20 protein-coding genes and 1 riboswitch are annotated in these 23,315 nt (G+C 69.5%); of the genes, 8 read left to right on the plus strand and 12 right to left on the minus strand.

Going from position 1 to position 23,315, the window contains the following annotated elements:
* Positions 1-11 precede the first annotated feature (11 nt).
* Positions 12-512: a VanZ family protein gene (locus tag AVR91_RS33610; protein WP_063277205.1), complete on the plus strand. Its 501-nt coding sequence runs from the start codon at positions 12-14 to the stop codon at positions 510-512.
* Here AVR91_RS33610 and AVR91_RS33615 read toward each other — a convergent pair.
* From AVR91_RS33615 to AVR91_RS33630, 4 genes are all read right to left on the minus strand, one after another.
* A complete protein-coding gene (locus AVR91_RS33615) occupies positions 476-2,167 on the minus strand; it encodes a flavin monoamine oxidase family protein (protein ID WP_063277204.1) in 1,692 nt (563 codons plus the stop codon). The two genes, AVR91_RS33610 and AVR91_RS33615, sit on opposite strands and share 37 nt — an antisense overlap.
* Positions 2,164-2,919, minus strand: coding sequence for a carbon-nitrogen hydrolase family protein (locus AVR91_RS33620; protein ID WP_063277203.1), 756 nt, complete (start codon positions 2,917-2,919; stop codon positions 2,164-2,166). Before AVR91_RS33620 ends, AVR91_RS33615 begins: the two co-directional genes overlap by 4 nt.
* A 118-nt stretch (positions 2,920-3,037) precedes the next feature.
* Positions 3,038-5,074, minus strand: a complete 2,037-nt coding sequence (locus tag AVR91_RS33625; RefSeq protein WP_063277202.1) for an acyltransferase family protein — start codon at positions 5,072-5,074, stop codon at positions 3,038-3,040.
* 451 nt (positions 5,075-5,525) lie between these two features.
* Entirely contained in the window at positions 5,526-6,089 is a 564-nt protein-coding gene (locus AVR91_RS33630; RefSeq protein WP_063277201.1) for a DinB family protein, read from the minus strand.
* Positions 6,090-6,181: 92 nt separating this feature from the next.
* Between AVR91_RS33630 and AVR91_RS33635 the strand changes: the two genes are divergently transcribed.
* Positions 6,182-7,129 carry a helix-turn-helix transcriptional regulator gene (locus AVR91_RS33635; RefSeq protein ID WP_063277209.1) on the plus strand — a complete coding sequence of 316 codons (948 nt, stop codon included), beginning with the start codon at positions 6,182-6,184 and terminating at the stop codon, positions 7,127-7,129.
* Positions 7,130-7,259: 130 nt separating this feature from the next.
* Here AVR91_RS33635 and AVR91_RS33640 read toward each other — a convergent pair whose 3' ends face one another.
* Positions 7,260-9,077, minus strand: coding sequence for a flavin-containing monooxygenase (locus tag AVR91_RS33640; protein ID WP_063277200.1), 1,818 nt, complete (start codon positions 9,075-9,077; stop codon positions 7,260-7,262).
* A gap of 157 nt (positions 9,078-9,234) precedes the next feature.
* On the opposite strand from AVR91_RS33640, the gene AVR91_RS33645 reads away from it, so the two are divergent.
* Both AVR91_RS33645 and AVR91_RS33650 read left to right on the plus strand, forming a co-directional pair.
* Positions 9,235-10,437: a sigma-54-dependent transcriptional regulator family protein gene (locus AVR91_RS33645; RefSeq protein ID WP_063277199.1), complete on the plus strand. Its 1,203-nt coding sequence runs from the start codon at positions 9,235-9,237 to the stop codon at positions 10,435-10,437.
* A 44-nt stretch (positions 10,438-10,481) separates the two neighbouring features.
* Positions 10,482-11,726, plus strand: coding sequence for a cation:proton antiporter (locus AVR91_RS33650; protein WP_063277198.1), 1,245 nt, complete (start codon positions 10,482-10,484; stop codon positions 11,724-11,726).
* 430 nt (positions 11,727-12,156) lie between these two features.
* Here the strand turns inward: AVR91_RS33650 and AVR91_RS33655 are convergent, their stop codons facing one another.
* From AVR91_RS33655 to AVR91_RS33670, 4 genes are all read right to left on the minus strand, one after another.
* Positions 12,157-12,666, minus strand: a complete 510-nt coding sequence (locus tag AVR91_RS33655; protein ID WP_063277197.1) for an SRPBCC family protein — start codon at positions 12,664-12,666, stop codon at positions 12,157-12,159.
* An 85-nt stretch (positions 12,667-12,751) separates the two neighbouring features.
* The gene (locus tag AVR91_RS33660) at positions 12,752-13,210 is read right to left on the minus strand and encodes a hypothetical protein (RefSeq protein ID WP_063277196.1); all 459 of its coding nucleotides are present in this window, start codon (positions 13,208-13,210) and stop codon (positions 12,752-12,754) included.
* Positions 13,211-13,213: 3 nt separating this feature from the next.
* Positions 13,214-15,556 carry a molybdopterin oxidoreductase family protein gene (locus AVR91_RS33665; RefSeq protein WP_063277195.1) on the minus strand — a complete coding sequence of 781 codons (2,343 nt, stop codon included), beginning with the start codon at positions 15,554-15,556 and terminating at the stop codon, positions 13,214-13,216.
* A gap of 54 nt (positions 15,557-15,610) precedes the next feature.
* On the minus strand, positions 15,611-16,246 hold the full coding sequence (locus AVR91_RS33670) for a DUF4230 domain-containing protein (RefSeq protein WP_063277208.1): 636 nt from the start codon (positions 16,244-16,246) through the stop codon (positions 15,611-15,613).
* Between the two features lie 111 nt (positions 16,247-16,357).
* On the opposite strand from AVR91_RS33670, the gene mptB reads away from it, so the two are divergent.
* Entirely contained in the window at positions 16,358-17,797 is a 1,440-nt protein-coding gene (gene mptB, locus AVR91_RS33675) for a polyprenol phosphomannose-dependent alpha 1,6 mannosyltransferase MptB (protein ID WP_063277194.1), read from the plus strand.
* Here the strand turns inward: mptB and AVR91_RS43220 are convergent.
* Positions 17,701-18,246, minus strand: coding sequence for an SRPBCC family protein (locus tag AVR91_RS43220; RefSeq protein WP_157376238.1), 546 nt, complete (start codon positions 18,244-18,246; stop codon positions 17,701-17,703). The two genes, mptB and AVR91_RS43220, sit on opposite strands and share 97 nt — an antisense overlap.
* A gap of 60 nt (positions 18,247-18,306) precedes the next feature.
* Here AVR91_RS43220 and AVR91_RS33685 point away from each other — a divergent pair, with 60 nt between their 5' ends.
* Positions 18,307-18,888, plus strand: a complete 582-nt coding sequence (locus tag AVR91_RS33685; protein ID WP_063277192.1) for a TetR/AcrR family transcriptional regulator — start codon at positions 18,307-18,309, stop codon at positions 18,886-18,888.
* A gap of 2 nt (positions 18,889-18,890) precedes the next feature.
* Here AVR91_RS33685 and AVR91_RS33690 read toward each other — a convergent pair whose 3' ends face one another.
* Positions 18,891-19,793: a LysR family transcriptional regulator gene (locus AVR91_RS33690; protein WP_063277191.1), complete on the minus strand. Its 903-nt coding sequence runs from the start codon at positions 19,791-19,793 to the stop codon at positions 18,891-18,893.
* Between the two features lie 82 nt (positions 19,794-19,875).
* Here AVR91_RS33690 and AVR91_RS33695 point away from each other — a divergent pair, with 82 nt between their 5' ends.
* Complete coding sequence (locus AVR91_RS33695; protein ID WP_063277190.1) at positions 19,876-21,087, plus strand: MFS transporter; 1,212 nt, start codon at positions 19,876-19,878, stop codon at positions 21,085-21,087.
* A gap of 79 nt (positions 21,088-21,166) precedes the next feature.
* A riboswitch (guanidine-III (ykkC-III) riboswitch) is annotated at positions 21,167-21,235 on the plus strand.
* A gap of 11 nt (positions 21,236-21,246) precedes the next feature.
* On the plus strand, positions 21,247-21,561 hold the full coding sequence (locus AVR91_RS33700; RefSeq protein WP_063277207.1) for a DMT family transporter: 315 nt from the start codon (positions 21,247-21,249) through the stop codon (positions 21,559-21,561).
* Positions 21,562-21,928: 367 nt separating this feature from the next.
* On the opposite strand, the gene AVR91_RS33705 is transcribed toward AVR91_RS33700, so the two are convergent.
* Positions 21,929-23,254, minus strand: coding sequence for an alpha-lytic protease prodomain-containing protein (locus AVR91_RS33705; protein ID WP_063273808.1), 1,326 nt, complete (start codon positions 23,252-23,254; stop codon positions 21,929-21,931).
* Positions 23,255-23,315: the final 61 nt, after the last annotated feature.

Below are 23,315 nucleotides of genomic sequence, written 5' to 3' on the forward strand. Positions count from 1 at the left end.
ATCGGCGGGCCATGATCACGAACTTCCTGCTCGACCACTCCGCCCTCGTGCCGGTGGCGATCCTGCTGGTCGCGCTCGTCTGCGCCGTCCTGGGCCACCTGTTCGCGGGCAGGCATCGAGTCCTCTGGACGCTCGCGGGTGTGGCGCTGGTACCGGTCTTCGCGCTGACGCTGGTGCCCACCCGGCACACGATCGACGAGATCCTGTGCACGGTCCAGTTCTCCCTGCCCACGCTCGGCTCGGTGGAACTCCTGGCCAACGTGGCGCTGTTCCTGCCGCCGGTCTACTTCGCCGCGCTGGCGTCCCGGCGGCCCGTGACGACGTTCGCGGCCGGCTCGGCGCTGTCCGCGGTGATCGAGGCGCTGCAGGCGTTCGTGCCCGCGATCGGCCGCGCCTGCGACACCAACGACTGGCTGATGAACACCATCGGCGCCCTCCTCGCGGCCGGTATGGCGTGGCTGGTGGGCCGCCGCGCTCAGTCGGGCAGTTCCACGGGCGCGATGTCGTCGTAGACGTCGCCGGGCCCCGGGTTCGCCGGATCCGTCTCGCCACCGAAGTGGTGCAGGACGCCCCAGACCGCGTTGAGTGCCGTCTGCACCGCGCCCTCGGCCCAGCCCGCCGTCCAGGAGACGTCGTCGCCCGCCAGGAAGAGGCCGCGGTGACGCTCCTCCAGCCGGTCCTGTTTGAAGTGGGTGAACAGCCGGTGCTGGTAGCGGTAGTGGCCGGGCAGGTTGGCCTTGAACGCACCCATGAAATGCGGCTCGGCCTCCCAGGACACGGTCACCGGGTCGCCGATGATGCGCCGCCGGACGTCGACGCCGGGGTAGATCTCCTTCAGCGACTGCAACATCACTTCGACCCGCTCGGACACCGAGAGCGGCAGCCATTTCAGCGAATCGTCGGCCCAGGTGTAGGACAGGCAGATCACCGCGGGGGCGTCCGGATCGTCGCCGAGCAGGTAGGTGCCGCGCGGCATGCGGTCGGTCAGCGTCATGCTCATCGTGTCCCGCCCGGTCTCCGGGTCCTTTTCCAGCCAGAACGGCCGGTCCACCGGGACGAAGACCTTCGAAGACTCCATGTAGTGCGTACGCTCGATCGCCGTCCAGTGGTCGATCGGGAACAGCGCCTCGTCGCATTCGATCTTGGACAGCAGCATCCAGCTCTGCGCGGTGAACACCGCCGCCGGATAGGTGCGGATACGGCCTTCGGTGTCGGTCACGGTGATGTTGTTCGGCGCGGTCCGGTGCAGCCGGGAGACGCCGGGGTTCGGGCTCCCGCCGTGCAGCGAGCTCAAACTCGTTCCGGCAGGCCAGAACGCGATGTCTTCGGGCGCGTGTTCCCACAGCCGCAACGGCAGCCGCCTGCTGCCGCCGACGATGCTGCGGTGCTCGTCGTCGGCGCCGGTGTAGACCACCCGCAGGATCTCCAGGATGGAGTTCGGGAAGTCGGTGTCCCAGCCGCCGGTGCCGAAGCCGACCTGTCCGAAGATCTCGCGGTCACGGAAGGAGGCGAACGCGGGCGAATCGCAGAGGAAACCGTAGAAGGTCTGGTTGTCCAGCTTCGGCACGAGTTCGTTCCACAGCCGCTTGATCGTCTTCACGTCGCGGTCGCGGATCGCCTTCTGCATCTCGGTGAACGCGGCCTGCTCGGCCAGCGTGCTGTCCCACGCGGCCGCGACCTTGCCGAAGACGGCGGGGAGTTCGTCCGCCGTGCGCGCGTAGTGGCTCTCCCCCTTGAGGTCGACGACGGTGCTGGGCGTGCCCGGCGCCAGCGGGTTCGGGAACGGCGTGGTCTCCAGGCCGACCTTGTCGATGTAGTGGAACAGCGCGGTCGACGCCGGCGGGAAGCGCATCGCGCCCATCTCCGCGACGACGTCGTCCGGGCAGCCGGGGAAGTTCACCGTGCGCAGGCGGCCGCCGATCTCGGCGATCTCGTACACGACCGGGCGCAGCCCCAGTTTCATCAGTTCGTACGCGGTGACGATGCCCGAGAGGCCGCCGCCGATCACCGCCACCTCGGTGCCGTGCCGTTCGGCCGGGAGGGAGCCGAGCCCGGCGGGGTGGGCGAGGAAGTCGTCGTAGGCGAACGGGAAATCGGGGCCGAACATGGTGATCGGGCGGCCCGCCGGTTCGTCGTGGTGGATCGCGGTCGGGAGGGCGGAGGTCATGCGGGAAGTCCTCGGTACAGATCGGGCCGTCGGTCGGCCAGGTGGGTGTTCTCCAGCCGCGACGCGACGAGCGCGTCACGGGTCACTTCGGCGCTGATCAGCTCCGGGCCGGCGCCCGCGCGGGCGAGCACCTCGCCGGTCGGGGCGACGACGCAGGAGCGGCCGCAGTAGGTCAGTTCCTGTTCGGTGTCGCACCGGTTCGCGTACGCGACGAACAGCTGGCTCTCGTAGGCGCGGGCGGGCACCAGCGTGTCCGCGACCAGTTCGTACGGGCTCATCAGCGCGGTCGGCACCACGAGCAGTTCGGTCCCGGCCAGCGCGTGCGCCCGCACCAGCTCGGGGAACTCGACGTCGTAGCAGATCAGCAGGCCGATCCGGATTCCGTCGAGCTCGGCCTGCACGACCGCCTCGGCACCCGGCTCGAAGCGGTCGCGGTCGATGTCGCCGAACAGATGCGTCTTGCGGTAGTTCGCCAGGCGTTGTCCGTCGCGGCCGATCAGCTGGACGCTGTTGAACACGCGGCCGCCGTCGGATTCGGGGTATCCGTAGGCCAGTGCGACGCCGGATTCCCTTGCCAGCGCGGACATCCGGGTCGCCGTCGGACCGTCGGCCGGCTCGGCGAGCTCATGCGACCGGGCGCCGATGTGGTAGCCGGTGGTGATCATCTCGGCGGCGATCACGAGATCGGCGCCCGACGCCTCGACGGCGGACGGCAGCTCGGCGTACGAGCCCTGATGGACGGCGACCCTCATGTCGACGACGATATCCGCCGTTTCGATGCACGGTTAAGGGCGAATCGTTGCACAGAACATTGGCAGACCGGCGAGTCAGTGCGCTTTCACGCAATCCAGCGGCGATCTGTTGTCTGGATCACCCGCCCGGCGGTGGCTCCTCCGCGTGATCGTCCGCCCAGCCGAGCGCCTCGGTGATCGCCTTCTCCGCGATGGCCGACATCGTCGACATGTAGGTACCGCTGACGTGGTTGTCGTCGAGATAGACCAGCACGTTGCCGATCACCGGCGGGCAGACCTCGGCCGTGCAGAAGTAGTCGCTGAAGTCGACGAATCGCACGTTCGGCGGCAGATCCTGGAGCGTCTCGTACGGCGGTTCCTCCGCATAGAGGTCGTAGCGTGGCGTGGCGCACTCGGGTGCCTCCGCGCCGCGGCTCTCGACGCACGCGGACGGCGACTGGCCGAAACGCGGGTTGTCCCGCACCGCCAGCACCGGGATCCCTGCCTCGTCGACCTTGCGCCACTGCGCGATGTAGCCGGCGGGAACCCGTTCTTCGACACCGACCTTCACGTCCCTGGTGCCGATCGTCATCACCGCGTCGGGACGGGTGGTGACGATTTCGTCCACCACGGCGGTGTTCCAGTCGATGCAGGACTGGTCGCCCGGTACGGCGTCGGAGTCGGTGGAGAACGGGCAGCCACCGCGGAGGATCGACGTGACCTCCCAGTTCTTCTTCTCGGCGACCGGGAGGAGAGCGCCGAGGAACTGCCCGGCGTGCGAGTCGCCGGCGACCACGATCCGGCGAGCGGGATGCCCCGTGGTCTGCGACGTACAGACTTCGAGATCGGCGTTGCGCGGCGAGGTTCCGCACCGGGCCGGGTCGATCCCCGCCCAGTCCTCGGACACCGCGACGAACGACGGGACCAGCGTGGCGTCGGCCGCGCCCCAGTACGTGAACCCTTCGGTGTGCGCGAGCGCGCCGGGATGGTCGGGATCGTCGACCGCGATCGAGTAGCTCTCCGCCTGGCTCACGCTCACCCACTGCCAGGCGCCGGTCGCGGCGAGCACGGCCGCGAGCGTCGCGGCACCGAACCGGTAGGCGCCCCAACGGTTCCCGGCCCCGATCGCGGACACCCGGACCGGCTTCTCGACCAGGTGATGGGTCAGCACGGCGAGGACGAACGCCAGCGCGATGATCACCGCGCCCCCGCGCAGGCCGACCTCTTCCCGGTCACGCGCGACGAGGTAGAAGACCAGGACCGGCCAGTGCCAGAGGTAGAGCGCGTAACTGAGGTCGCCCAGGTACTTCAGCGGGCGGCTGCCGAGGAAACGGTCGGCGCCGGCTTTGAACCCGGTGTCGCCCGCGAGGATCACCAGGGCGGCCGAAAGCGTCGGCCATAGCGCGAGATAGCCGGGAAAGACCGTCCCGACCTGGAGCACCAGCCCGCAGGCAACGAGCCCCGCGACCCCGGCCCAGCCGAACACGACCCGCGCCGGCCGCGCCACCTGGATCCGGTCGACGAGCAAGGCGAGCAGGCCACCGAGCGCGAATTCCCACACCCGCGTCAGCGAATCGAAGTACGCCAGCGGCTGATCGACGGCGGTCAGCCACACCGAGTACGCGAGCGAGGCCGCGAACACCACGCCGAGCACGCCGGTGAGCATCGGGCCGACGTTGCGCTTAGCTCGCTTGGCGATCAGGAGCACCGATCCGACCAGCAGCGGCCAGACGACGTAGAACTGCCCCTGGATCGACAACGACCAGAAATGCTGGACGACGCTCGCCGAATTGTGCTGCGCGAAGTAGTCGGCGGAATCCGCCGCCAGCTGCCAATTCTCCAGGTACAGCGCGGAGGCGACGACCTCCTTGATCGTCTGGAACCAGCGGTTCTGCGGCAGCAGCACCATGCTCACCGCGACCACCAGCAGCAGCACGGTGAGCGCGGCCGGGAACAGCCGCTTGATCATCCGGCCCCACATCGGCCGGTACTCGATCTTCCCCCGCGACGCCGCCCGGTAGAGCTGACCGGTGACGAGGAACCCGGAAATCAGGAAGAACGCGTCGACGCCGCCGGAGATCCGGCCGAGCCACACGTGGTAGACGACCACCAGCACACACGCGAGCGCCCGCAGTCCCTGGATTTCCGGGCGGAACCGCCGCTCCGTCTCCCGCACACAACCACCACCATGATCACCTGCCGCCGACGGGCCGGGACCCTACGGCAGGAAGCTGTGAGCAAGCTATGCCCCCTCGGGTGTGGTGAGGACGGTTAGAGCCAAACGTGTCCTGGATACCTACTTGGAGGTCTCGCGTGACTGGATGGACGACACACGTGATCAGGCGGACGACACGCGTGTCTGGACGGACGACTCGCGGCGAAGGCTTCGCCACGGCCGTGTCGTCCATCTGATCACACGTGTCGTCCGTTCAATCACGCGAAACCGCCGTTCGGCACAGGTGGTCGGGAGTGGCGATCCGGGTCAGAGCCAAGGCGGGACTCGCGTGATCAGGGACGTAACTCGCGTGCTTGGACGCCGCACTCACGTGTTCCGCCCCTAAGCACGCAAGATCCGCCTTCAATCACGCGAAATCCGGCTTCGATCACGTGAGTGCGGCGCCCGAGGGTCAGGTCGACTTCTGGCCGTCGATGCTTTCCCGCAGGATGTCGGCGTGCCCCGCGTGCTGCGCGGTCTCGGCGATGACGTGCGCCAGCACCCGGCGCACGCTGCGCACCGCGCCCGGCGGGTTCCAGGGCGCCTCCGGCAGCGGATGCGTCGCGGAAAGGTCCGGGATCGACGAGACGATCTCCTTCGTCCGCGCGGCCACCTCTTCGTAGCGTGCGAGGATCCCCGCGAGGGTGTCGCCGGGCAGCATCCTGAAGTTGTTCTGGTGGTCGATCGCCCACTGCGGGAACTCGCGGGCGGTCCCGGCGCCGATGTCGGCCCAGGTGACGCCTTCCGGCAGGTCGTAGGTCATCGCGGACGGGCCCTCGACCACGAAACGCAGCCACATCTCCTCGATCGAGGCGACGTGTTTGATCAGCCCGCCGAGGCTCAGCTCGCTGACCGTCGGACGCTCGTCGAGCTGCTCGTCCGTCAGTCCTTGCACGGTGGTGGTCAGCGTGGCGCGGACGGTGTCGAGGGCTTCGAGCAGGTCGGCGCGCTCGGCGTCGAGGATGGTGGCGGTCATCGGGCCCTCCGTGTTGTCGTTTTCTGGCACGACACGACTCTCGCAGGGGTAGAGGACAGGTTGTGGCCGCTACTGGAGGCATGATGGAAAACATGCCGAAGACCTCCGCGCGACTGCTGTCGATGCTCTCGTTGCTGCAGGCCCGCCGCGACTGGCCGGGAGCGCTGCTGGCCGAGCGGCTGGACATCAGCCCGCGCACCGTGCGGCGCGACGTCGACAGGCTTCGCGAGCTCGGCTACCCCATCGCGACCATCAAGGGGCCCGACGGCGGGTATCGGCTCGACGCCGGGTCCGAGCTGCCGCCGCTGCTGTTCGACGACGATCAGGCGGTCGCGCTGGCCATCGCGCTCCAAATCGCCACCACCAGCGGCGCGGGGATCGAGGAGGCGGCGATGCGGGCGCTGCACACCGTCCGCCAGGTGATGCCCTCCCGGCTGCGGCGCCGGATCGACACGGTGCGGGTCACCGCCGTCGAATCGCCCGCGAGCCGGTCGGAGCCCCGCATCGACGGCGACGTCCTGCTCGCGCTCGGCGCGGCGGTGCACGCCCGCGAGGTCCTGCGGTTCGACTACGCGGACGCGCGGCGCCGGGCCGAACCGCATCACCTCGTCACCTGGCACGGCCGCTGGTACCTCGTCGCCTGGGATCTGGATCGCGCGGATTGGCGCACCTTCCGGGCCGACCGGATCTCTCCGCGCACCCCGACCGGCCCACGGTTCACACCACGCGAACTGCCGGTCCCCGACGTCGCCACCTTCGTCGCGAGCCGGTTCCGTGGCGCGTCCGAGTCCGGCGAATGGCCGTGCCGCGGGGAAGTCGTCCTCGATCTCCCGGCGGCCACGGTGTCCCACTACGTCCGCGACGGTGTCGTGGAGGAACTCGGGCCGGATCGGTGCCGTCTGGTGCTGGGGTCGTGGTCGTGGGCCGGGCTCGCGGCGAGTATCGGCCGGTTCGACGCCGACATCGAGGTCGTCGGGCCTCCCGAACTCCGGGAGGCCTTCGCCGTGCTGGCCCGCCGTTACGCGAAGGCCGCCCGCTGAACACGGGTACGACGCCGGGAACCGCCCAGGGTCTGGAGGCGGTGCCCGACGCCGTCGACCGCCCGTGGTCCGGGGGCGGCGCCCTCCGGTGCCGGCCCGCCCGGGGTCCGGCACCGAAGCCTCTGGGCCGTCACGACTTGTGGTGCACCTCCTGGAGCCCGTACACCGGCGTCGGGATGCCCTCGTAACGCGCTTTCAGTTGCAGCGCCAGGTAAAGCGAGTAGTGCCGCGACTGGTGCAGGTTCCCGCCGTGGAACCACAGGCCTTCCTTCTGCGTGGGTTTCCACATGTTGCGCTGCTCCCCCTCCCACGGCCCGGGGTCCTTCGTCGTCCCGGAGCCCAGGCCCCAGCATTTGCCGACGAGGTCCGCGGTCTCCTGTCCGACCAGGTCCGCGACCCAGCCGTTCATCGAGCCGTAGCCGGTGGCGTAGACGACGAGGTCCGCCTCCAGCTCAGTGCCGTCGGACAACACCACCGCGTCGCGGGTCAGATGGTCGACCTGGCCGTGGGCCAGCTTGATCTTCCCGTCGGCGACCAGTTCCGACGCGCCGACGTCGATGTAGTAGCCGGAGCCGCGCCGCAGGTACTTCAGGAACAGACCGGATCCGTCGTCGCCCCAGTCGTGCTGGAACCCGGCCGCCTCCAGCCGGGCGTAGAAGTCCTTGTCCCGCTCACGGATCGCGTCGTACACCGGGATCTGGAACTGCGGCATGATCCGGTACGGGATCGACGCGAAGATCATGTCCGCCTTGTCGGTGGTGATCCCCGAGCGCACCGCGCGTTCCGAATACAGGTCGCCGAGTCCCAGGTCCATCAGCGAATCCGACTTCACCACATGCGTCGACGACCGCTGCACCATGGTGACGTCGGCGCCGTGCTCCCACAGCGCCGCGCAGATGTCGTGCGCGGAGTTGTTGGAGCCGACCACGACCGCCTTCTTGCCGGCGTAGGAATCCGGGCCCGGGTGCTGGGACGAATGGTGCTGATCGCCCTCGAAGTCGTCCATTCCCGGGAACGACGGGAGATTCGGCTTGCCGGACATCCCGGTCGCGAACACGACGTGCCGCGGAGTGAGCACCAGTTCCTCGCCCTCGCGGACGACGGTCACCAGCCACTGCCGCGCTTCCTCGTCCCAGGACGCCGAGGTGACCTCGGTGCTCGTCCAGTACGGCACCTCCATGAGCCGCGTGTACATCTCGAGCCAGTCGGCGATCTTGTCCTTGGGCGCGAACACCGGCCAGTTGTCCGGGAACGGCAGATAGGGCAGGTGGTCGTACCAGACCGGGTCGTGCAGGCAGAGGTTCTTGTAGCGCTTGCGCCACGAGTCGCCGGGCCGCTGGTTGCGTTCCAGGACGAGCGTGGGTACGTCGAGCTGCCGCAGCCTGGCGCCGAGCGCGATGCCGCCCTGGCCGCCGCCGATGACGACGACGTACGGCTGCTGCTCGTAGCCGAGCCGGGTCTGTTCCTCCTCGCGCTTCTCCGCCCACGACTTCCGGCCGCGGACGACGCCGTGCTCGACACCCTTCGGCCGCTGTTCGTTGCGACGTTCCTCGAAACCTTTGAGCTCACGCAGACTGGTCAGCAGGGTCCAGGCGCCTTCGTCCTTCAGCCTCAAGTGGCCCTTCGCGCGGCCGGTCGCGGTCTCGAATTCCAGCCACGCTTCGGTCACGCCATCGGCTTCGGTCGGCGTCTCGGTCGTGCGGAACCCGGAGGGGTCGATCCGGTCGAGGCAGTCGCCGAGCATCCCGGCCACCTCGTCGCGACCTTCGACCGTCTTGATCGTCCACGTGAAGGCGACCAGGTCACGCCAATAACTGTCGACGGCGAAAAGCGCCGCGGCGGCTTCGACGTCGCGAGCGGCGAGGGCCGATTCGAATCGGCTCAGCCAAGCGTCCACCCGAGCCTGCGGCGAGCTCGTCGCCTCGATCCGGTCCACCGTCTGTGTCATGGCCACTCCTGAACTTCGGCGTTCGGCTGTTACCCCGATCACACGCCGCGGGCGGGTGGAGCGGCAAGGGTTGCAGCGAGTTGCAGCGCGGCTCCATGGCGCGTCCCGTCCACCGGTCCTATGCTGGTCAGTCGACGCGATGGTGCGGAGGTGGCCCGTGGTCGTGCACAGCTCGGTTCCGCCAGGCGCCGACCTGCCGATGCACGCCCGCGACCTGATCCGCATGCACGAAGCCGTGATCGGCGGCGGCCGTCCCCGGGTCCGGCCCCGGCCGTTGGTGTCGCGTTCCTGGTCGCGGATGCTGAGCCTGGGGCTCGCCGCCGACGGGGTGAACACCCGGGATTCGGTGCCGCTCGACGAGGTCACCCGCCGCCGGCGCGCCTCCCCGCTGCGGTTGGTGGTGGAAGACCTCGGGCAGGTGGTCGGCGCGACGGCCGACACCGCGAACATGCTGCTCGTGGTGACCGACGCCGACGGCATCATCCTCTGGCGCGTGGGTTCGCCCGCCGTGCGACGCCGGGCCGACACCCTCGGCTTCACCGAAGGCGCCGTCTGGACCGAGACGAGGGTCGGCACCAACGCGATCGGCACCGCGCTCGCCGAGGCGGCTCCGGTGGAACTGCTCGCCGGGGAGCATTTCGAACAGGGCCAGCATCCCTGGTACTGCACCGCGTCCCCGGTGCACGATCCGCGCACCGGCGAACTGCTCGGCGTGATCGACGTCAGCGGTCCCGCACTGACCTTGCACCCGGCGATCGGCGCGCTCGTGGAGACCGGGCGGCGGCTGGTCGAATCCGAACTCTGGCGGCACCACCAGCAGGGTCTCGACCGGTTGCGCCGCACCGCCGAACCGGTGGTGACCGGCGTGGGCGGCCCGGTCCTGCTGGTGGACGACGACGGCTGGGTGGCCCACTCCGCCGGGGTCGCCTCCGGCGCGCGGATCGCCGCGCCGTCGGAAGGACAGATCCTCGCCGTGCCCGGGCTCGGCGCCTGCCTGCCCGAACGGCTGGCCGAAGGCTGGCTCGTCCGTCCCGCCGACACCGCGCGCCGGGTCCGGCTGGATCTCGAACTCGGGCACGCGCCGATGCTGCGGATGGCGTCGGGCGACGTCGGCTGGGTCCGCACCGTGACACCCCGGCACGCGGAGATCCTGGTGCACCTCAACACGGCAGGCCTGGCCGGGCTTTCGGCCGAGGCGCTCAGCAGGGCGCTCTACGGCGACGCCGAGCATCTCGTCACCGTCCGCGCCGAGGTCTCCCGGCTGCGACGGCTGCTGGGGGCCATTGTGGACACCCGGCCGTACCGGCTCGCGACGGGCGTCACCCTGACCGTCCATAAAGGACTCGAAGTCGGCGGCTGAACCACGCCCGGTTGCCGGACGATCGGTCCGGGTACTCCGGGCGCATGGAGATCTTGCTCGCCGGAGCGGGCGTTCTGGCATTGTGCGCCGCCGTGCTGCCGAACCTGCTGCACGAACGCGCGTTGTCGATGCCACTGGTCCTGTTGGTGGGCGGGCTGGTCTTCGGGCTGCTCCCCTTCGCGCACCCCTACGGCCAGGGTGTCCTCGACCCACGGTCGCAAGTGGGCACCGTCGAAGTGATCACCGAACTCGGTGTGCTGGTGTCGCTGGTCGGCGCGGGGCTGAAGTCCGACCGGCTGATCGGCTGGCGATCGTGGAGCTCGACATGGCGGCTGCTGGCGATCACGCTGCCGCTTTCGGTCTGCGCGGTCGCCTTCCTCGGCTGGTGGGCGCTCGCCCTGTCCCCCGCCGCCGCGCTGCTGCTGGGCGCCGTGCTTTCCCCGACCGACCCGGTGCTGGCGAGCGACGTCCAGGTGCCCGCGCCGCACACCGACGACGGACGGGGCTCGGACAACGAGATCCGGTTCACGCTGACCTCGGAAGCCGGGCTCAACGACGGTCTGGCCATGCCGTTCGTGTTGCTGGCCCTCGTGTGGGCAGGGACGGCGAGCACGTCGCCGGTGCCCTGGCTGCTGACCGAGGTCTTGGTCCCGCTCGCGATCGCCGTCCTGGTCGGCTTCGTCTGTGGCCGGCTGCTGTCGTGGCTGATGTTCCGCGTGCGGCACGAAAGACTGCGCCTTGGCGAATACTCCGACGGCCTGGTGGTGCTGGCCATCGCGTTCCTGCCGTTCGCGCTCTGCGAGTGGCTGGGCGGTATCGGCTTCGTCGCGGTGTTCACGGCCGCGGCGACCATCCGCGCCAGCGAACGGTCGCACGAGTACCACGGGGTGCTGCACGAATTCGGCGATCAGCTGGAACGGCTCTTCGTCGCGCTGGCCCTGCTCGGTCTCGGCGTCGCGCTGGGCGACGGGCTGCTGGCGGGTCTGACACTCGCCGAAATCCTGGTGGCGGTCGCGGCGGTGGTCATCGTGCGCCCGCTGTTCGGCGGGCTGGCACTGCTCGGCGGCTCCACCACCCGCCCGGCGGCGACGGCGATCGCGTTCTTCGGCATCCGCGGGATCGGCAGTCTCTACTACCTCTCCTACGCGCTGGGGCACGGCGATTTCCCGATGGCCGACTCGTTGTGGCGGGTCACGGCGCTGACGATCGCGGTTTCGGTGCTCGTGCACGGGCTGCTGTCGGGCCCGGTGATGCGCAGGCTGGAGGACCGGGGGATGCAGAACCGCTGAGCGGGGCCCAAGTCCGTGAAGGCCTCCTTAAGGGAGCCAAAGCCTGAGGGGTTCGGGACGTGGAACGTCCTGGCTCCTCCAGGCTTGGATGCGTTGATGAAGGATTTGGGACAGTGAACGTCCCGAATCCTTCATCAACAACGCCCGATCCGGTCTGGATCGGAGCGAATCCTGCTCACACACCGGTCAAGTCCGTGAAGGCCTCCTTGAGGGAGCCAGAGTCCCTCAAGGAGGCCTTCACGGACTCGCGGCCCGCCACACACGCCCCATCGGTATCAGCAGTCACGACGGTTGCGCGTGAAGGACCCCTTCCCTCGGCTCAGCCGAGGAAACTCGACCTTCACACCTTCCCAGTACGTGAAGGACCCCTTCACTGCGCTAGACGTGATGAAGGGGTCCTTCACGTACTTCAGCTGTTCTCAGCTAACCGTTAGCGATGCCACTCCCGGCCTTCGAGCCGAGCCTTCACCCGCTGCAACGTGGTCGCGATGTTGGCCTGATTCGTCCCGGCGCGATCCGGCTCGCCGGTGATGAGGATGGCGAGCGGGACGAACCACGGCGGCACCCGCAGCCAGTTCGTCACGGTGAGGCGGCTGCCGTCGCCTTCGGGGACGATGTCGTACTCCCACCGCGAAATCGGCACGAAGAACGGCGTGCGCACCCGGTAGGCGAACCTCCGTCCGGGTTCGGCCTCGACGATCTCGGCGTGGGTGACCCAGCGCCGTCGTCCGTTGCGGTTGCTGCCTGCGAACCAGTTCCCGACGCGCGCTTCGGTCGCACCGCGGATCCAGCGGGCCTTGCGCAGTTCCTCGGTGCACTCCGACATCGCGACCGGATCGCTGACGAGCCGGTACACCTGCTCGGGGCCGGTGCCGATGGTGACCTCCCCGGTCGCGATCGGTTCGCTGTAGGTCAGGCTGTCCCTCGGCTTCGTCGCCATCGCGCCTCCCAGTCGACTTCGCCAGCCCACCAGCAGGAGCCCTGCCGGTCAAGCCCGGCGCGGAAAGCACCGCACGGACGCGGAATCATCGTGCGGCGATGAGTGCCTGGGGCGCGGCTTGCTTCATCCGCGTACGAAGCCAGGTCAATTGCCGCGCGGTCTCCTGTTCGTGATCCTCGACGAGGTCGAGCAGTTCCCCGTCGCGCAGACCCTGCGCCGCCTGGCCCACCACGGTCCAGGTGATGTCGGTGAACGACGAGAGCGCGTACAGGTCCTGCAGGTCCCTCAACAGGCCGACGCCACCGCTGCGGGTGTCTTCCAGACCCGCGGCGTGGAGCCGTTCGGGCTCCTCTTCACGGTCTTCGCCGTATCGTTCGACGATCGGGGCGAGCGCCTCGGTCTGCCGGTCGATCCGTCCGGCGAGCAGCAGGCACGTGTGCTCGACGTCGGGCTCCTCGCCGTGGCCGCGGCCGACCTCCCGGAAGGCGTCGGCGAGGGTGTTCAGCGAAGTGTGCAGGAGCCCGAGGTAAGTCGCGAGATGCATGGGTCAGCCCTCCACCTTGCGGACGCGGACGGCACCGATCTTGAACAGCGGCTGTTTGGACACCGGATCCCATTCGGTCATGGTCAGTTCGTTGGCGGCGCGGGGACGGCCTTCGCCGCCGGTGTCCCAATAGCCGTAGTGGAACGGCAGGAACACGACGCCGGGACGGACCCGGCCGATCCGGGCCGGCACTTCGACACCGCCCCTGGCCGACTCGACCCGGACGAGATCCCCGTCCGTGACTCCGAGTTCGGCGGCGTCGGCCGCGGCGAGTTCCGCCCACGGTTCTGGCGCGGCCCGCCGGAGCTTCGGGGCACGGCCGGTCTTGGTCCGCGTGTGGAAGTGGTACACCGTGCGCCCGGTCGTGCAGACGAACGGATACCGCTCGCCGGGCTCCTCCGGCGGAGCCGTGTACTCCGCGGCCTTGAGGAACGCGCGTCCGTCCGGGTGCAGCGCCTTGTGTTCCTGAGCCGAAACCGTCCCGCCGGTGAGCAGGTCGTGACCGAAGTCCTCGCAGACGTCCGAATTCGTGGGGAAGACGCCGTCCGCGTAGAGCCGTTCGGTGCCGTCCGGCCGTTCGCTGTCGCAGGGCCATTGGATCCCGCTGCCGCCACGGAGTTTCTCGTACGACAGCCCGCTGTAGTCACACAACCGGCCCCGGCTGCACTCCTGCCAGGCGCGGAAGGCGTCCTCGGGGGTCCGCCAGCCGATCAGCGCATCGCCGTCACGGTCACGGAAGTCCATCCGCCGCGCGTAGTCGAGGAAGATGTCCAGGTCGGCCCGCGCTTCGCCGGGCGGCTCGACGGCCTTCTCCGACAGATGCACCGTGCGGTTGGCGTTGGTGAAGGTCCCCTGTTTCTCGCCCCAGAGCGCGGCGGGGAGGACGACGTCGGCGAACTCGGCCGTCTCGGTCCGGAAACCGTCCTGCACCACGACGAACAGCTCCTCCTTGCCGAGGATTTCGCGGATCCGCGGCAGTTCCGGCATGGAGACGGCGGGATTCGTCGCCGAGATCCACAGGAACCGGATCGAGCCCTGTTCGGCGTACCGCCAGATCTGCATGGCGTGCGTCGGCGGCGACCAGTGCGGGATGGTCAGCTCATCGACGTTCCACAGTTCGGCCAGTTGCCGGACATGGTCGGGGTTCTCCCAGTTGCGGAAGCCGGGGAGATCGCCGTCGGCACCGCATTCGCGCGTGTTCTGCGCGGTGGGCTGGCCGTTCATCTGCAGCACCCCGCCGCCCGGCTTGCCGAGCATGCCGCGCAGCAGATGGAGGTTGTTGACCTGGCAAGACGCCGCGGTGGCCTGGTGTGACTGGTAGAAGCCCTGCAGAACGGTCGACAGCACCCGCTCGGACGTGCCGAAGATCTCCGCTGCGCGCACCAGCGCATCCGGCTCGATCCCGCAGATCTCGCCGACGTGCGCGGGCGTGTACGGCTCGACGGTCTTTTCGAGTTCGGAGAAGCCGAGGGTGTGCGCGGAAATGTAGTCCTCGTCGAGCCACTTGTTCACGATCAGTTCGCGGACCAGGCCGTTCATCAGGGCCTGATTGGTGCCGGGCAGCGGGGCGAGATGGAGGCCACCGGACTCCACCGCCGCCTCGGCGACCTTCGTCCGCCTGGGGTCGACGGCGACGACCACGGGCGGCTCGGGTCCGGCGAGCCGGTCGAGGATCCGGCTCCACAGCACGGTCTGCGTCTCGGCCATGTTGTGGCCGAAGAGGAAAAGCGCGTCGCAGTGGTCGATGTCGGCGTACGTCCCTGGCTGGCCGTCGGAGCCGAAGCTCTCCTTCATCGCGGCGGCGGAGGTGGCCGTGCACAGCCTGGTGTTGCCGTCCATATGCGGGGTGCCGAGGCCTGCTTTGCCGATGACGCCAAGCGTGTAGTACTCCTCCAGGAACAGCTGCCCGCTGGTGTAGAACCCGTGCGACAGCGGCCCGGCGTCGTCCAGCAGTTCCTTGGAACGCCGCACGATCAGGTCCATCGCGGTGTCCCAGCCGGTTTCCACCAGCTCGCCGTCGCGCCGGATCAACGGCCGCGTCAGCCGGTCCTTCCCGTTCCACTGCCACGAGCCGTAGAGCCCCTTGGGCCCCATCCGGCCGTGGTTGACCAGGTCGGTCTCGCGGCCGCGGACGCCGACCATCCTGCCGTCCTTCACCGCGATGTCGCACGCGCAGCCGTTGCTGCACAGGACGCAGGCGGAGCGGACCCAGCGGTCCACATCGGATTCCCCGACACCCTCCTCGAGATGGATGTCCGCTCTGCGAGGCCAAGCGTCCCCTCGCTGGTACGGGGTCCGCTCTCCCCAGACCTCCGCGATGCGCTCCGGTACCCCGTCTCCGTTCATGTGGAAGCCGTACCACGCCGCTCATCAGCCGAAACACCGGACAAAGCGGACGGGTCAAGTGGCCGGTTCCGCCGGGAAGACGACCTGGAAGCCCAGCGCCCGCAGCATCTGCGTGAGCATCGCCCTGGTGTTGGCTTTGGCGCGTTCGAGCAGGCCGGAGTGCTGCGCGGCTTCGCCGATCCGTTTCTCCGCGGCGAGATGGAACGGCCGCTGATCCTGAACGGACACCAGTGCGCCGAGCCGGTCGATCAGGCCGCGCTCCTGGCCGAAGACGTAGCTGCGTGCGTTGTCCAGATTGGGTTTCGCCAATTTCGGTTCGGGCAGCCGTACCTCGACCGTCCGCCGGTCTTCGGACACGGTCAGCGCGTTGTCCACCAGGGGCCCGAAATCGACGTACGCGTCGACGGAACCCGCCGCGACGAACAGCGTGCGTTCCCCGGCGATGCTCGCGGGCACCCACGCGACGTCCTTCTCGATGTCCACGACGACCTGATAGTCACCGACGGCCGCGTGGTACTGGCTCAGATCCCGGACCGCCTGGAGCACCGCGGGCTGCGAACGGTCCACAGTGGACGTTCCGAACGGGTCGAGCTTCGGCAGGAGCCCGGTGATCTGCAGTGCCGCCGCAAGGATCAGGAGCGCGGCCACCGCGAACGCCCCGAGACGTACCCAGCGTTTCTTCACGCCCACCACCGCCTCTCGTCGGCGGGGAGTACCCGGCGGACGCGGCTCCGAAGCGTCGGAGGCGGATTCCCGTACGATCGGCGGAACCGGGTTTCGCACTTGGAGTAGTTTGGCCGCATGCAGAACGTCTTGCCCGCGCCGGAGAAGGCCGGGCTGAACATCTCGGCGTTGCACTGGGCGGGTTTCCTCGGAATCGCCGTACTCGTGCTGGTCACGTCCGGGATCGGCCTGCCCTCCGTGCTGGTGGTGGCGCTGGGCGTCGCCGGGATGGCCACCCTCGTGCTGTCCTGGCTCGGCATCGGACGGCTCGCCGCCGGGCTGCCCGAGCGGCGGCTGTACTGGATCGCGGTCTCGTGGTGCGCGCCGCTGCTCGTCGCGCGCCCCCTGTTCAGCGGCGACATCAACAGCTACCTCGCACAAGGACTGATCGCGGCCAAGGGGCTGGACACCTATCTCGTGGGGCCCGCCGAGGCACTCGGCGCCGATTCCCCGGTGACGATGGCGGTGAGCCACTACTGGCGGGACACGCCCGCACCGTACGGGCCGGCGTTCGTCGCGCTGGCCCGTACGATCGCCCAGATCGCCGGGGACGCCTTCGTGCCGACGGTGCTGCTCCACCGGCTGCTGGGCCTGATCGGGATCGTGCTCATGGCGTGGGCGCTCCCCCGGCTCGCCCGCCGCGTCGGGGTCTCGCCGTCGATCGCGTTGTGGCTGGCCGTGCTCAACCCGCTGGTGCTCTGGCACGTCGTGGCGGGCGTGCACAACGACGGGCTCATGGTCGGGCTGATGGTCGCCGGGCTGGAACTCGTCCTCATGGGCGCGGCGAAGACCGGCGCGGCCCGGCCCGCCCTGATCGCGGCGGGTGTGATCGCGGTGAGCGCGGCCGCGAACATCAAGATCGTGGCCGTCGCGGGCCTGCTGTTCGTCGGCGTCGACCTGTTCCGCCGGGCGACGCCCGCCGGCCGGGTGGCGGTCGCGCTCGGGCTGCCCGCCGGATTCGCCGCCGTCACCGCGGCGATCTCGCTCGGCAGCGGGCTCGGCTTCGGCTGGGTTCGCGTGCTGTCCGGCGTCTCTGGCCAGGTCCACAGCTGGATGGCGCCAACCAACGAACTCGGCTTCCTCGTGGGCGGGGTCGGCAAGATCTTCGGGGCCGACCTGACCGACAGCGCGATCGAGGTGTTCTCGCTCATCGGCGCGATCCTCGGTCTCGCCGTCGGCGCCAGGCTGCTGTGGCTCACGTACCGGGAGAAGTTGCACCCGCTCTACGCCGCGGGCCTGACCTTCGCCGCGATGCTGGTCCTCGGGCCGGTCATGCAGCCCTGGTATCTCCTGTGGACGGTCGCGTTGCTCGCCGTGAGCCTCACGACCGACCGCGGGCGGTGGATCCTCGCCGTCGTCAGCGCCGTGTTCGGCGTGCTGCTCCCGCCCGCGAACGGCGGCGCCGTGTCCTTGGCGCTGGGCTACCTGATCGCCGTCGTGCTCATCGGCGGCACCTTGTTCGTGCTCAAGCGGAAAGGCCTCTTGCCGGAGATCAGGTTCCGCAAGAGCCGGACGTAACGGCTCCATCGAGCGGGCGTCTCGACCGTGCCGGTGAGTTCACGCTCGGCACGGTCGAGGCAGTCTTCCAACAGGGCGTCGTGCATCGGCCGCCACAGCAGCGGATACGTCAGCCAAGCGGGATGCCGGAGCCGCAGCACCATGAGGTGCGCGAGTTCGGTCTTCCCGTTTTCGGTCGTCCGCAGGGTGAATTCGTGGAATCCGTCGAAGCCGCGCGGCGCGGTGAACCGGAACCGCACCGACTTCCCGGGTTCGTAGGACTCGACGTGATACCGCACCGGCCCATGCCCGCCGGTCGCTCCCACCCCGAGCGGCCGGTCGAACCGCATCGGCGGCCACGCGTCGACGGGCCAGAGCCGGTCACCGTCCGTGGACAGCGTGTCGATCAGCGCGCCGACGCGTTCCTGTTCCACATCGACGATCCGGTGATGCCTGTTCCATACGCGCATTCGCGCCTCCCAGTTCTAGAGACCTTCCCCTAAAAAGATAGTAGAGGATAGTCTCTGAAAATGGGACGGCCACCGCGGCACACCGCCGACGACTTCCTCGACGCCGCAGTGCGGATCTTCGCCACCGAAGGTGCGGCCGGGGTGACCATGTCCGCCGTCGCCCGCGAGGTCGGCGCGCCGAGCGGGTCGATCTACCACCGCTTCCCCGGTCGTCCGGCGCTGCTCGCCGCTGTCTGGCTCCGCACCCTCGACGGCTTCCAGCAGGGCTACCTCGAAGCGCTCGAACAGGAACCGGCCGTCGAAGCAGCCGTCGAGGCCGCCGCGCAGGTCGTCCGGTGGTGCCGCGCCCATCCCGCCGAAGCGAAGCTGCTCTACGGGGGCGACAGGGCACTCGGCCTCGAGGACTGGAGTGCCGAGGATCGCGCCCGTGTCGATGCCGCCAACCACAGGCTCGACACGGCGATCACCAAGGTGCTGCGGACACTGCGTCCACTGACCGGCCGGAGCACCGACGAACTGATGCTCGCCCTCGTCGATCTCCCCTATGCCGCGGTGAAGAGACATCTCGACCGCGGCGAGGCACCGCCGCCGCGCACCGTCGACCTGGTGACGAGGACGACCCGCACGTTGCTGACGGGCTGAGCTCAGGTCCGGGCGGGGATCACGAGGGAGAACTCCCCGCTGTCGACGAGATCCAGCAACAGCCGGGCGGCCCGGCTCGGCGGCCGCTCTCCCCTGGTGGCGATGGTCAGCGGCCAGGTGAGGCCGGGCTCGTCGAGCGGGATCGTCCGGACACCGGAGAGCAATTTGAGATCGGGCACGACGGCGACGCCGAGCCCCGCCGCGACATACGACGGCACGGCGCGCAGGTCGGCGACCTCGACGATGACCCGCCGCGGCGCCCCGAGCGCCTCGAAAGCGCGATCCAGGGCCACCCGGTTGCCGAAACCGCGGGGGTTGTCCACGAACGACTCGCCCGCGAGGTCGGCCAAGGTCAGCGACCCCCGTCCACCCAGCCGGTGGCCGTCGGGCAGCACGGCGACGAACGGCGCCGAACCGAGCAGTTTGGCTTCGAGTCCGGCCAGATCGGATTCGGGCAGGCCGAGGAGGGCGACGTCGAGCCTGCCCTGACGCAGGTCCTCGGCGAGCCCGGTCGAGCCGGTGATCGACACCGAAACATGCAGGTCGACCAGCGGATAGCGGCGGTGGAACGCGCCGAGCAGATCGGGCAGATCGAGATCACCGACGCTGGTCAGGGTGCCGATGCGGAGACTGCCCCGCAGGCCGGCGGAGGCGTCGGTGACCACCTCGCGCGCCCTGTCGAAGGCTTCCAGCGCGGCCTTCGCCTCGGGCAGGAACACCTTGCCCGCCGAGGAGAGCTCGACCCTTCGGGTGGACCGATCGAACAGCTTGACCCCCAGTTCGCCTTCGAGGGCCTGGATCGTCGCCGAAACGGTGGACTGCACCGCGTACAACCGCTGGGCGGCGCGAGTGAAGCTGAGCTCCTCGGCGACGGCGACGAAGCATTCGAGCTGACGGGTCTCCACGGCTTCGATTATCGCATCTGCCGATAACTCTGACCAGGATTGTTCGTTGGACTTGGATGATCCGAAGACTCACAGTGGAGACATGCTGAACAGTGTCGCCCTCCCCCGTCCCGCGTTCCGGCGGATCAGCCACGGTCGCGGTTTCTGGGTCATCGCGGCGGCCTACGCCGCCTCACTCGCCTTCTCCACCGTCCCGACCCCGCTCTACGTCCTCTACCAGCAGCGCGACGGTTTCCCGACCTACGTCGTGACCATCGTCTTCGCGGCGTACGCCGTCGGTGTGATGGGCAGCCTGTATCTCGCCGGCCATGTCAGCGACTGGCTGGGACGACGGCGGGTGATCCTCGCCGCGACCTTGGCCCAGGCGCTGTCCGCGACGCTTTTCCTGGCGTGGCCCGACGTTCCCGGCCTGATCCTGGCCAGGCTCGTCGGCGGCGCGGGTATCGGAGCGCTGACCGCGACCGCCACCGCGCACCTGTCCGAGCTCCGCGCCGTCGCCCGGCCGCGGGAGGACCACGGCCGCGCGGGACTGATCGCGACCGTCGTCAACATGGGCGGGCTGGCGCTCGGACCGCTGTTCGGCGGCGTGTTCGCGAGCTATTCGGCCGAGCCGCTCACCACTCCGTTCGTGTTCTTCCTGGTCCTGCTGCTCGCCGCGGCCATCGCCGTCGCGCTCGTGCCGGAAACCGTGGAGCGCGCCGAAGAACGGCCCGCCTACCGGCCGCAGCGCGTGTCACTGCCGTCGAGCGCGCGGCCCGCCTTCTTCGGCGCGGCGATCGGCGCCTTCGCGGCGTTCGCGATCACCGGTCTGTTCATGGCGCTGACGCCGACATTGCTGGCGCAGGGCATGCACGAGAGTTCGCGGCTGCTGGCCGGTCTCGCGTCGTTTTCCGTCTTCCTCGCGGCGGCCGTGGCTCAGGTGCTCTTCGCCGGTCTGGCCAGGAAAACCCAGCTGCGGCTCGGCCTCGGGCTGATGGTGAGCGGGCTGGTGGCGTTGCCGGTCGCGGTGACGACGTCCCAGCTGTGGCTCTTCGTCGCGGGCGGGATCGTGGCGGGTGCCGGCGTCGGGCTGGGCTTCCGCGCCTCGGTGGCCACCGTCGCCGCCCTCGCCGAACCGCCGGTGCGCGGTGAGGTCCTCGCCGCCCTGTTCCTGGCCGCCTACGCCGGGCTGGTCCTGCCCATCCTGCTCGTCGGCATCGCGCTGATCTGGCTGCCGAGCGCGTGGGCGCTGATCGGATTCTCGGTGCTGGAGCTGGGTTTGCTCGCCTGGTCGGCCCCCAAGGTGCTGACCTGACCGTCCACAATGGCGCGCCCGCGTGGTGACCCTCGTCAAACCGGCGGGCGATCCACGCGGGCGATGTGCCATCCTGGTGACGGAACCTCCTCAACGAGGTCCCCGGACGAGTGGGTGCCGTACCCGGCCAGCGACAAGACGGCGCTCTGGGAGCGCGTCATGTCGTGGCTTGTCCTCATCGTCTCGGGTGTACTGGAAGCCGTCTGGGCCACCGCCCTCGGCAAATCCGAAGGATTGTCCCGGCCGGTGCCGTCGGTGATCTTCGGCGTGACACTGGTCGCCAGCATGGTGGGTCTCGCTTACGCGATGAAGGATCTCCCCGTCGGCACCGCCTACGCGGTCTGGGTCGGCATCGGGGCTTCGCTCACCGTCGCCTACGGCATGTGGTCGGGCGCGGAAACCGTTTCGGTGGCCCGGATCCTGCTGATCGTGGGGATCGTCGCCTGCGTGGTGGGCCTGAAGGTCCTGCACTGACCCCGGTCCAGGTGGTCGTGAGTGGCGATCCGGGTCAGAGCCAATGGCGTCTCGGACACCCACCGGCGGTCTCGCGTGACTGATTGGACGACTCACGTGATCCGGCGGACGACACGCGTGTCTGGGCGGACGACACGCGGCGGAGCGGCACCGGGGGGTGTGTCGTCCGTCGGATCACGGGTGCCGTCCGATCAGTCACGCGAAGCCGCCGTTCGGTCCAGGTGGTCGTGAGTGGCGATTCGGGTTAGAACCCGAATCGCCACTCACGACCAACCCGGCCGAAGAGGGACCGCCCCCGACGCACGGACGACGTCGGGGGCGGTCGGGTCCGGGCGCACCCCTGCGTGTGGCCCGGACGGCTAGGTGGTCAGGCTCGCGCCCAAAGCGCTGGGACGTTCGGGGGCTCCCAACCGACCTGAGCGGTGTGGCCCTGCAGGGCCCGGTACGAAGCGCCGTCGTAGGTCACCGTCGCGCCCGCGGCGTAGGTGGTGCCCGCCGCCCAGGTTCCACCGGGCGGGTTGTTCGACGTCGTGGTGGTCGGCGTCGTGCTCGACGGCGGGTTCGAACCCGAGGTCACCAGGCGGAGGTTGTAGACGCTGAGGATCTCCGAAAGCGGCTGGAAGTAGAACGTGCCGCCCGAGCTGCAGTTGCCGGAGCCACCGGAGGTGACGCCCTGCGCCTGGTCGCCCGCGAGCCACGAACCGCCGGAGTCACCCGGCTCGGCGCAGGCACTGGTCCGCGTGAGGCCGGAAACGGTGCCCTGCGGGTAGTTCACCGAAGCGTTCTTCTGCTGGATCGTGCCGCAGCGCCAGCCCGTCGTGGAACCGGAGCGGCAGACCGACGCGCCGATCGCGGCCTCCTGCGAACCCGCCACCGGCACGGTGCCCGGGTAGCGGTTCACCAGCGGACGCGGGGTGTTGCCCGCGTCCACCCGGACCCACGCGTAGTCGTTGCCGGGGAAGCTGGAGCCCGCGACGGTCCCGCTCGGGTTCGAGGTCCGCGTGCCGGTGGTGCCGCAGTGGCCCGCGGTGACGAAGCCGCCCTCGACCGAGAAACCGATCGAGCACCGGCCCGAGCCGAAGGTGTAGGCGTTGCCGCCGATGACATCGATCAGCGGGACCGGGCTTTCGGTGCTGGTCTCGACCCGCACCGCGTCGGCACGCACGCCCGAGGCGGTCGCCCACGACTTCGCGGCGGCCTCGCCACCGGCGTTGGCCAGGACGACGATCGAGTTGGTGATGGCGTCGACGTACCAGCCGGGCACGGTCTTCGGCGCGCTGGTTCCCTTGGCGTCCAACGACAACTTCGCCGCGTCGAGCTGCGCGGCGCTCCGGGCGACCGTCTTCGGCGTCGCGCCGGCCGCGCGGACGACGCCTTCCAGGGCCGCGTCGGTGACCGCGACGGTCAGCGTGGTCCCGGACGCGTCCAGCCACGAGCCCGCGTAGGACGGGCCGAGCCGGGACTTGAGGTCGCTTTCGGCGCGGGCAGCCTTCTGCTCGACGGCGAGGCGGGTCCTTGCCTGATCCGGGCTGATCTTCAGGTCGCGCGCCATGGCGGCGACGATCTCCGACTGGACCTGGTCGGCCGCCGAGGCGGTCTGGCCGGCGCTGGCGCTCGGCGTCAGCGCGACGGCCGTGACCAGGCCCGCGCCGGTAAGGGCCGCCGCGGCGGCCGCTACGATCTTTCGGTTCATTTCAGGCGTTTCCTCACCGCGTTCCGGAAGAAGATCTCGTCCCAGACCGTACGAGGCACCT

It is taken from the genome of Amycolatopsis keratiniphila subsp. keratiniphila, from assembly GCF_001620365.2.
Taxonomy (GTDB): domain Bacteria; phylum Actinomycetota; class Actinomycetes; order Mycobacteriales; family Pseudonocardiaceae; genus Amycolatopsis; species Amycolatopsis keratiniphila.

Excerpts from the sequence above, each read along its gene's own strand:
- AVR91_RS43220 (WP_157376238.1), bottom strand. The coding sequence starts at position 18,246 with ATGCGCGTATGGAACAGGCATCACCGGATCGTCGATGTGGAACAGGAA.
- mptB (WP_063277194.1), top strand. The coding sequence starts at position 16,358 with ATGCAGAACGTCTTGCCCGCGCCGGAGAAGGCCGGGCTGAACATCTCG.
- AVR91_RS33620 (WP_063277203.1), bottom strand. The coding sequence starts at position 2,919 with ATGAGGGTCGCCGTCCATCAGGGCTCGTACGCCGAGCTGCCGTCCGCC.
- AVR91_RS33705 (WP_063273808.1), bottom strand. The coding sequence starts at position 23,254 with ATGAACCGAAAGATCGTAGCGGCCGCCGCGGCGGCCCTTACCGGCGCG.
- AVR91_RS33640 (WP_063277200.1), bottom strand. The coding sequence starts at position 9,077 with ATGACACAGACGGTGGACCGGATCGAGGCGACGAGCTCGCCGCAGGCT.
- AVR91_RS33650 (WP_063277198.1), top strand. The coding sequence starts at position 10,482 with ATGGAGATCTTGCTCGCCGGAGCGGGCGTTCTGGCATTGTGCGCCGCC.
- AVR91_RS33630 (WP_063277201.1), bottom strand. The coding sequence starts at position 6,089 with ATGACCGCCACCATCCTCGACGCCGAGCGCGCCGACCTGCTCGAAGCC.
- AVR91_RS33695 (WP_063277190.1), top strand. The coding sequence starts at position 19,876 with ATGCTGAACAGTGTCGCCCTCCCCCGTCCCGCGTTCCGGCGGATCAGC.
- AVR91_RS33615 (WP_063277204.1), bottom strand. The coding sequence starts at position 2,167 with ATGACCTCCGCCCTCCCGACCGCGATCCACCACGACGAACCGGCGGGC.
- AVR91_RS33635 (WP_063277209.1), top strand. The coding sequence starts at position 6,182 with ATGCCGAAGACCTCCGCGCGACTGCTGTCGATGCTCTCGTTGCTGCAG.
- AVR91_RS33655 (WP_063277197.1), bottom strand. The coding sequence starts at position 12,666 with ATGGCGACGAAGCCGAGGGACAGCCTGACCTACAGCGAACCGATCGCG.
- AVR91_RS33660 (WP_063277196.1), bottom strand. The coding sequence starts at position 13,210 with ATGCATCTCGCGACTTACCTCGGGCTCCTGCACACTTCGCTGAACACC.
- AVR91_RS33700 (WP_063277207.1), top strand. The coding sequence starts at position 21,247 with ATGTCGTGGCTTGTCCTCATCGTCTCGGGTGTACTGGAAGCCGTCTGG.
- AVR91_RS33665 (WP_063277195.1), bottom strand. The coding sequence starts at position 15,556 with ATGAACGGAGACGGGGTACCGGAGCGCATCGCGGAGGTCTGGGGAGAG.
- AVR91_RS33685 (WP_063277192.1), top strand. The coding sequence starts at position 18,307 with ATGGGACGGCCACCGCGGCACACCGCCGACGACTTCCTCGACGCCGCA.
- AVR91_RS33610 (WP_063277205.1), top strand. The coding sequence starts at position 12 with ATGATCACGAACTTCCTGCTCGACCACTCCGCCCTCGTGCCGGTGGCG.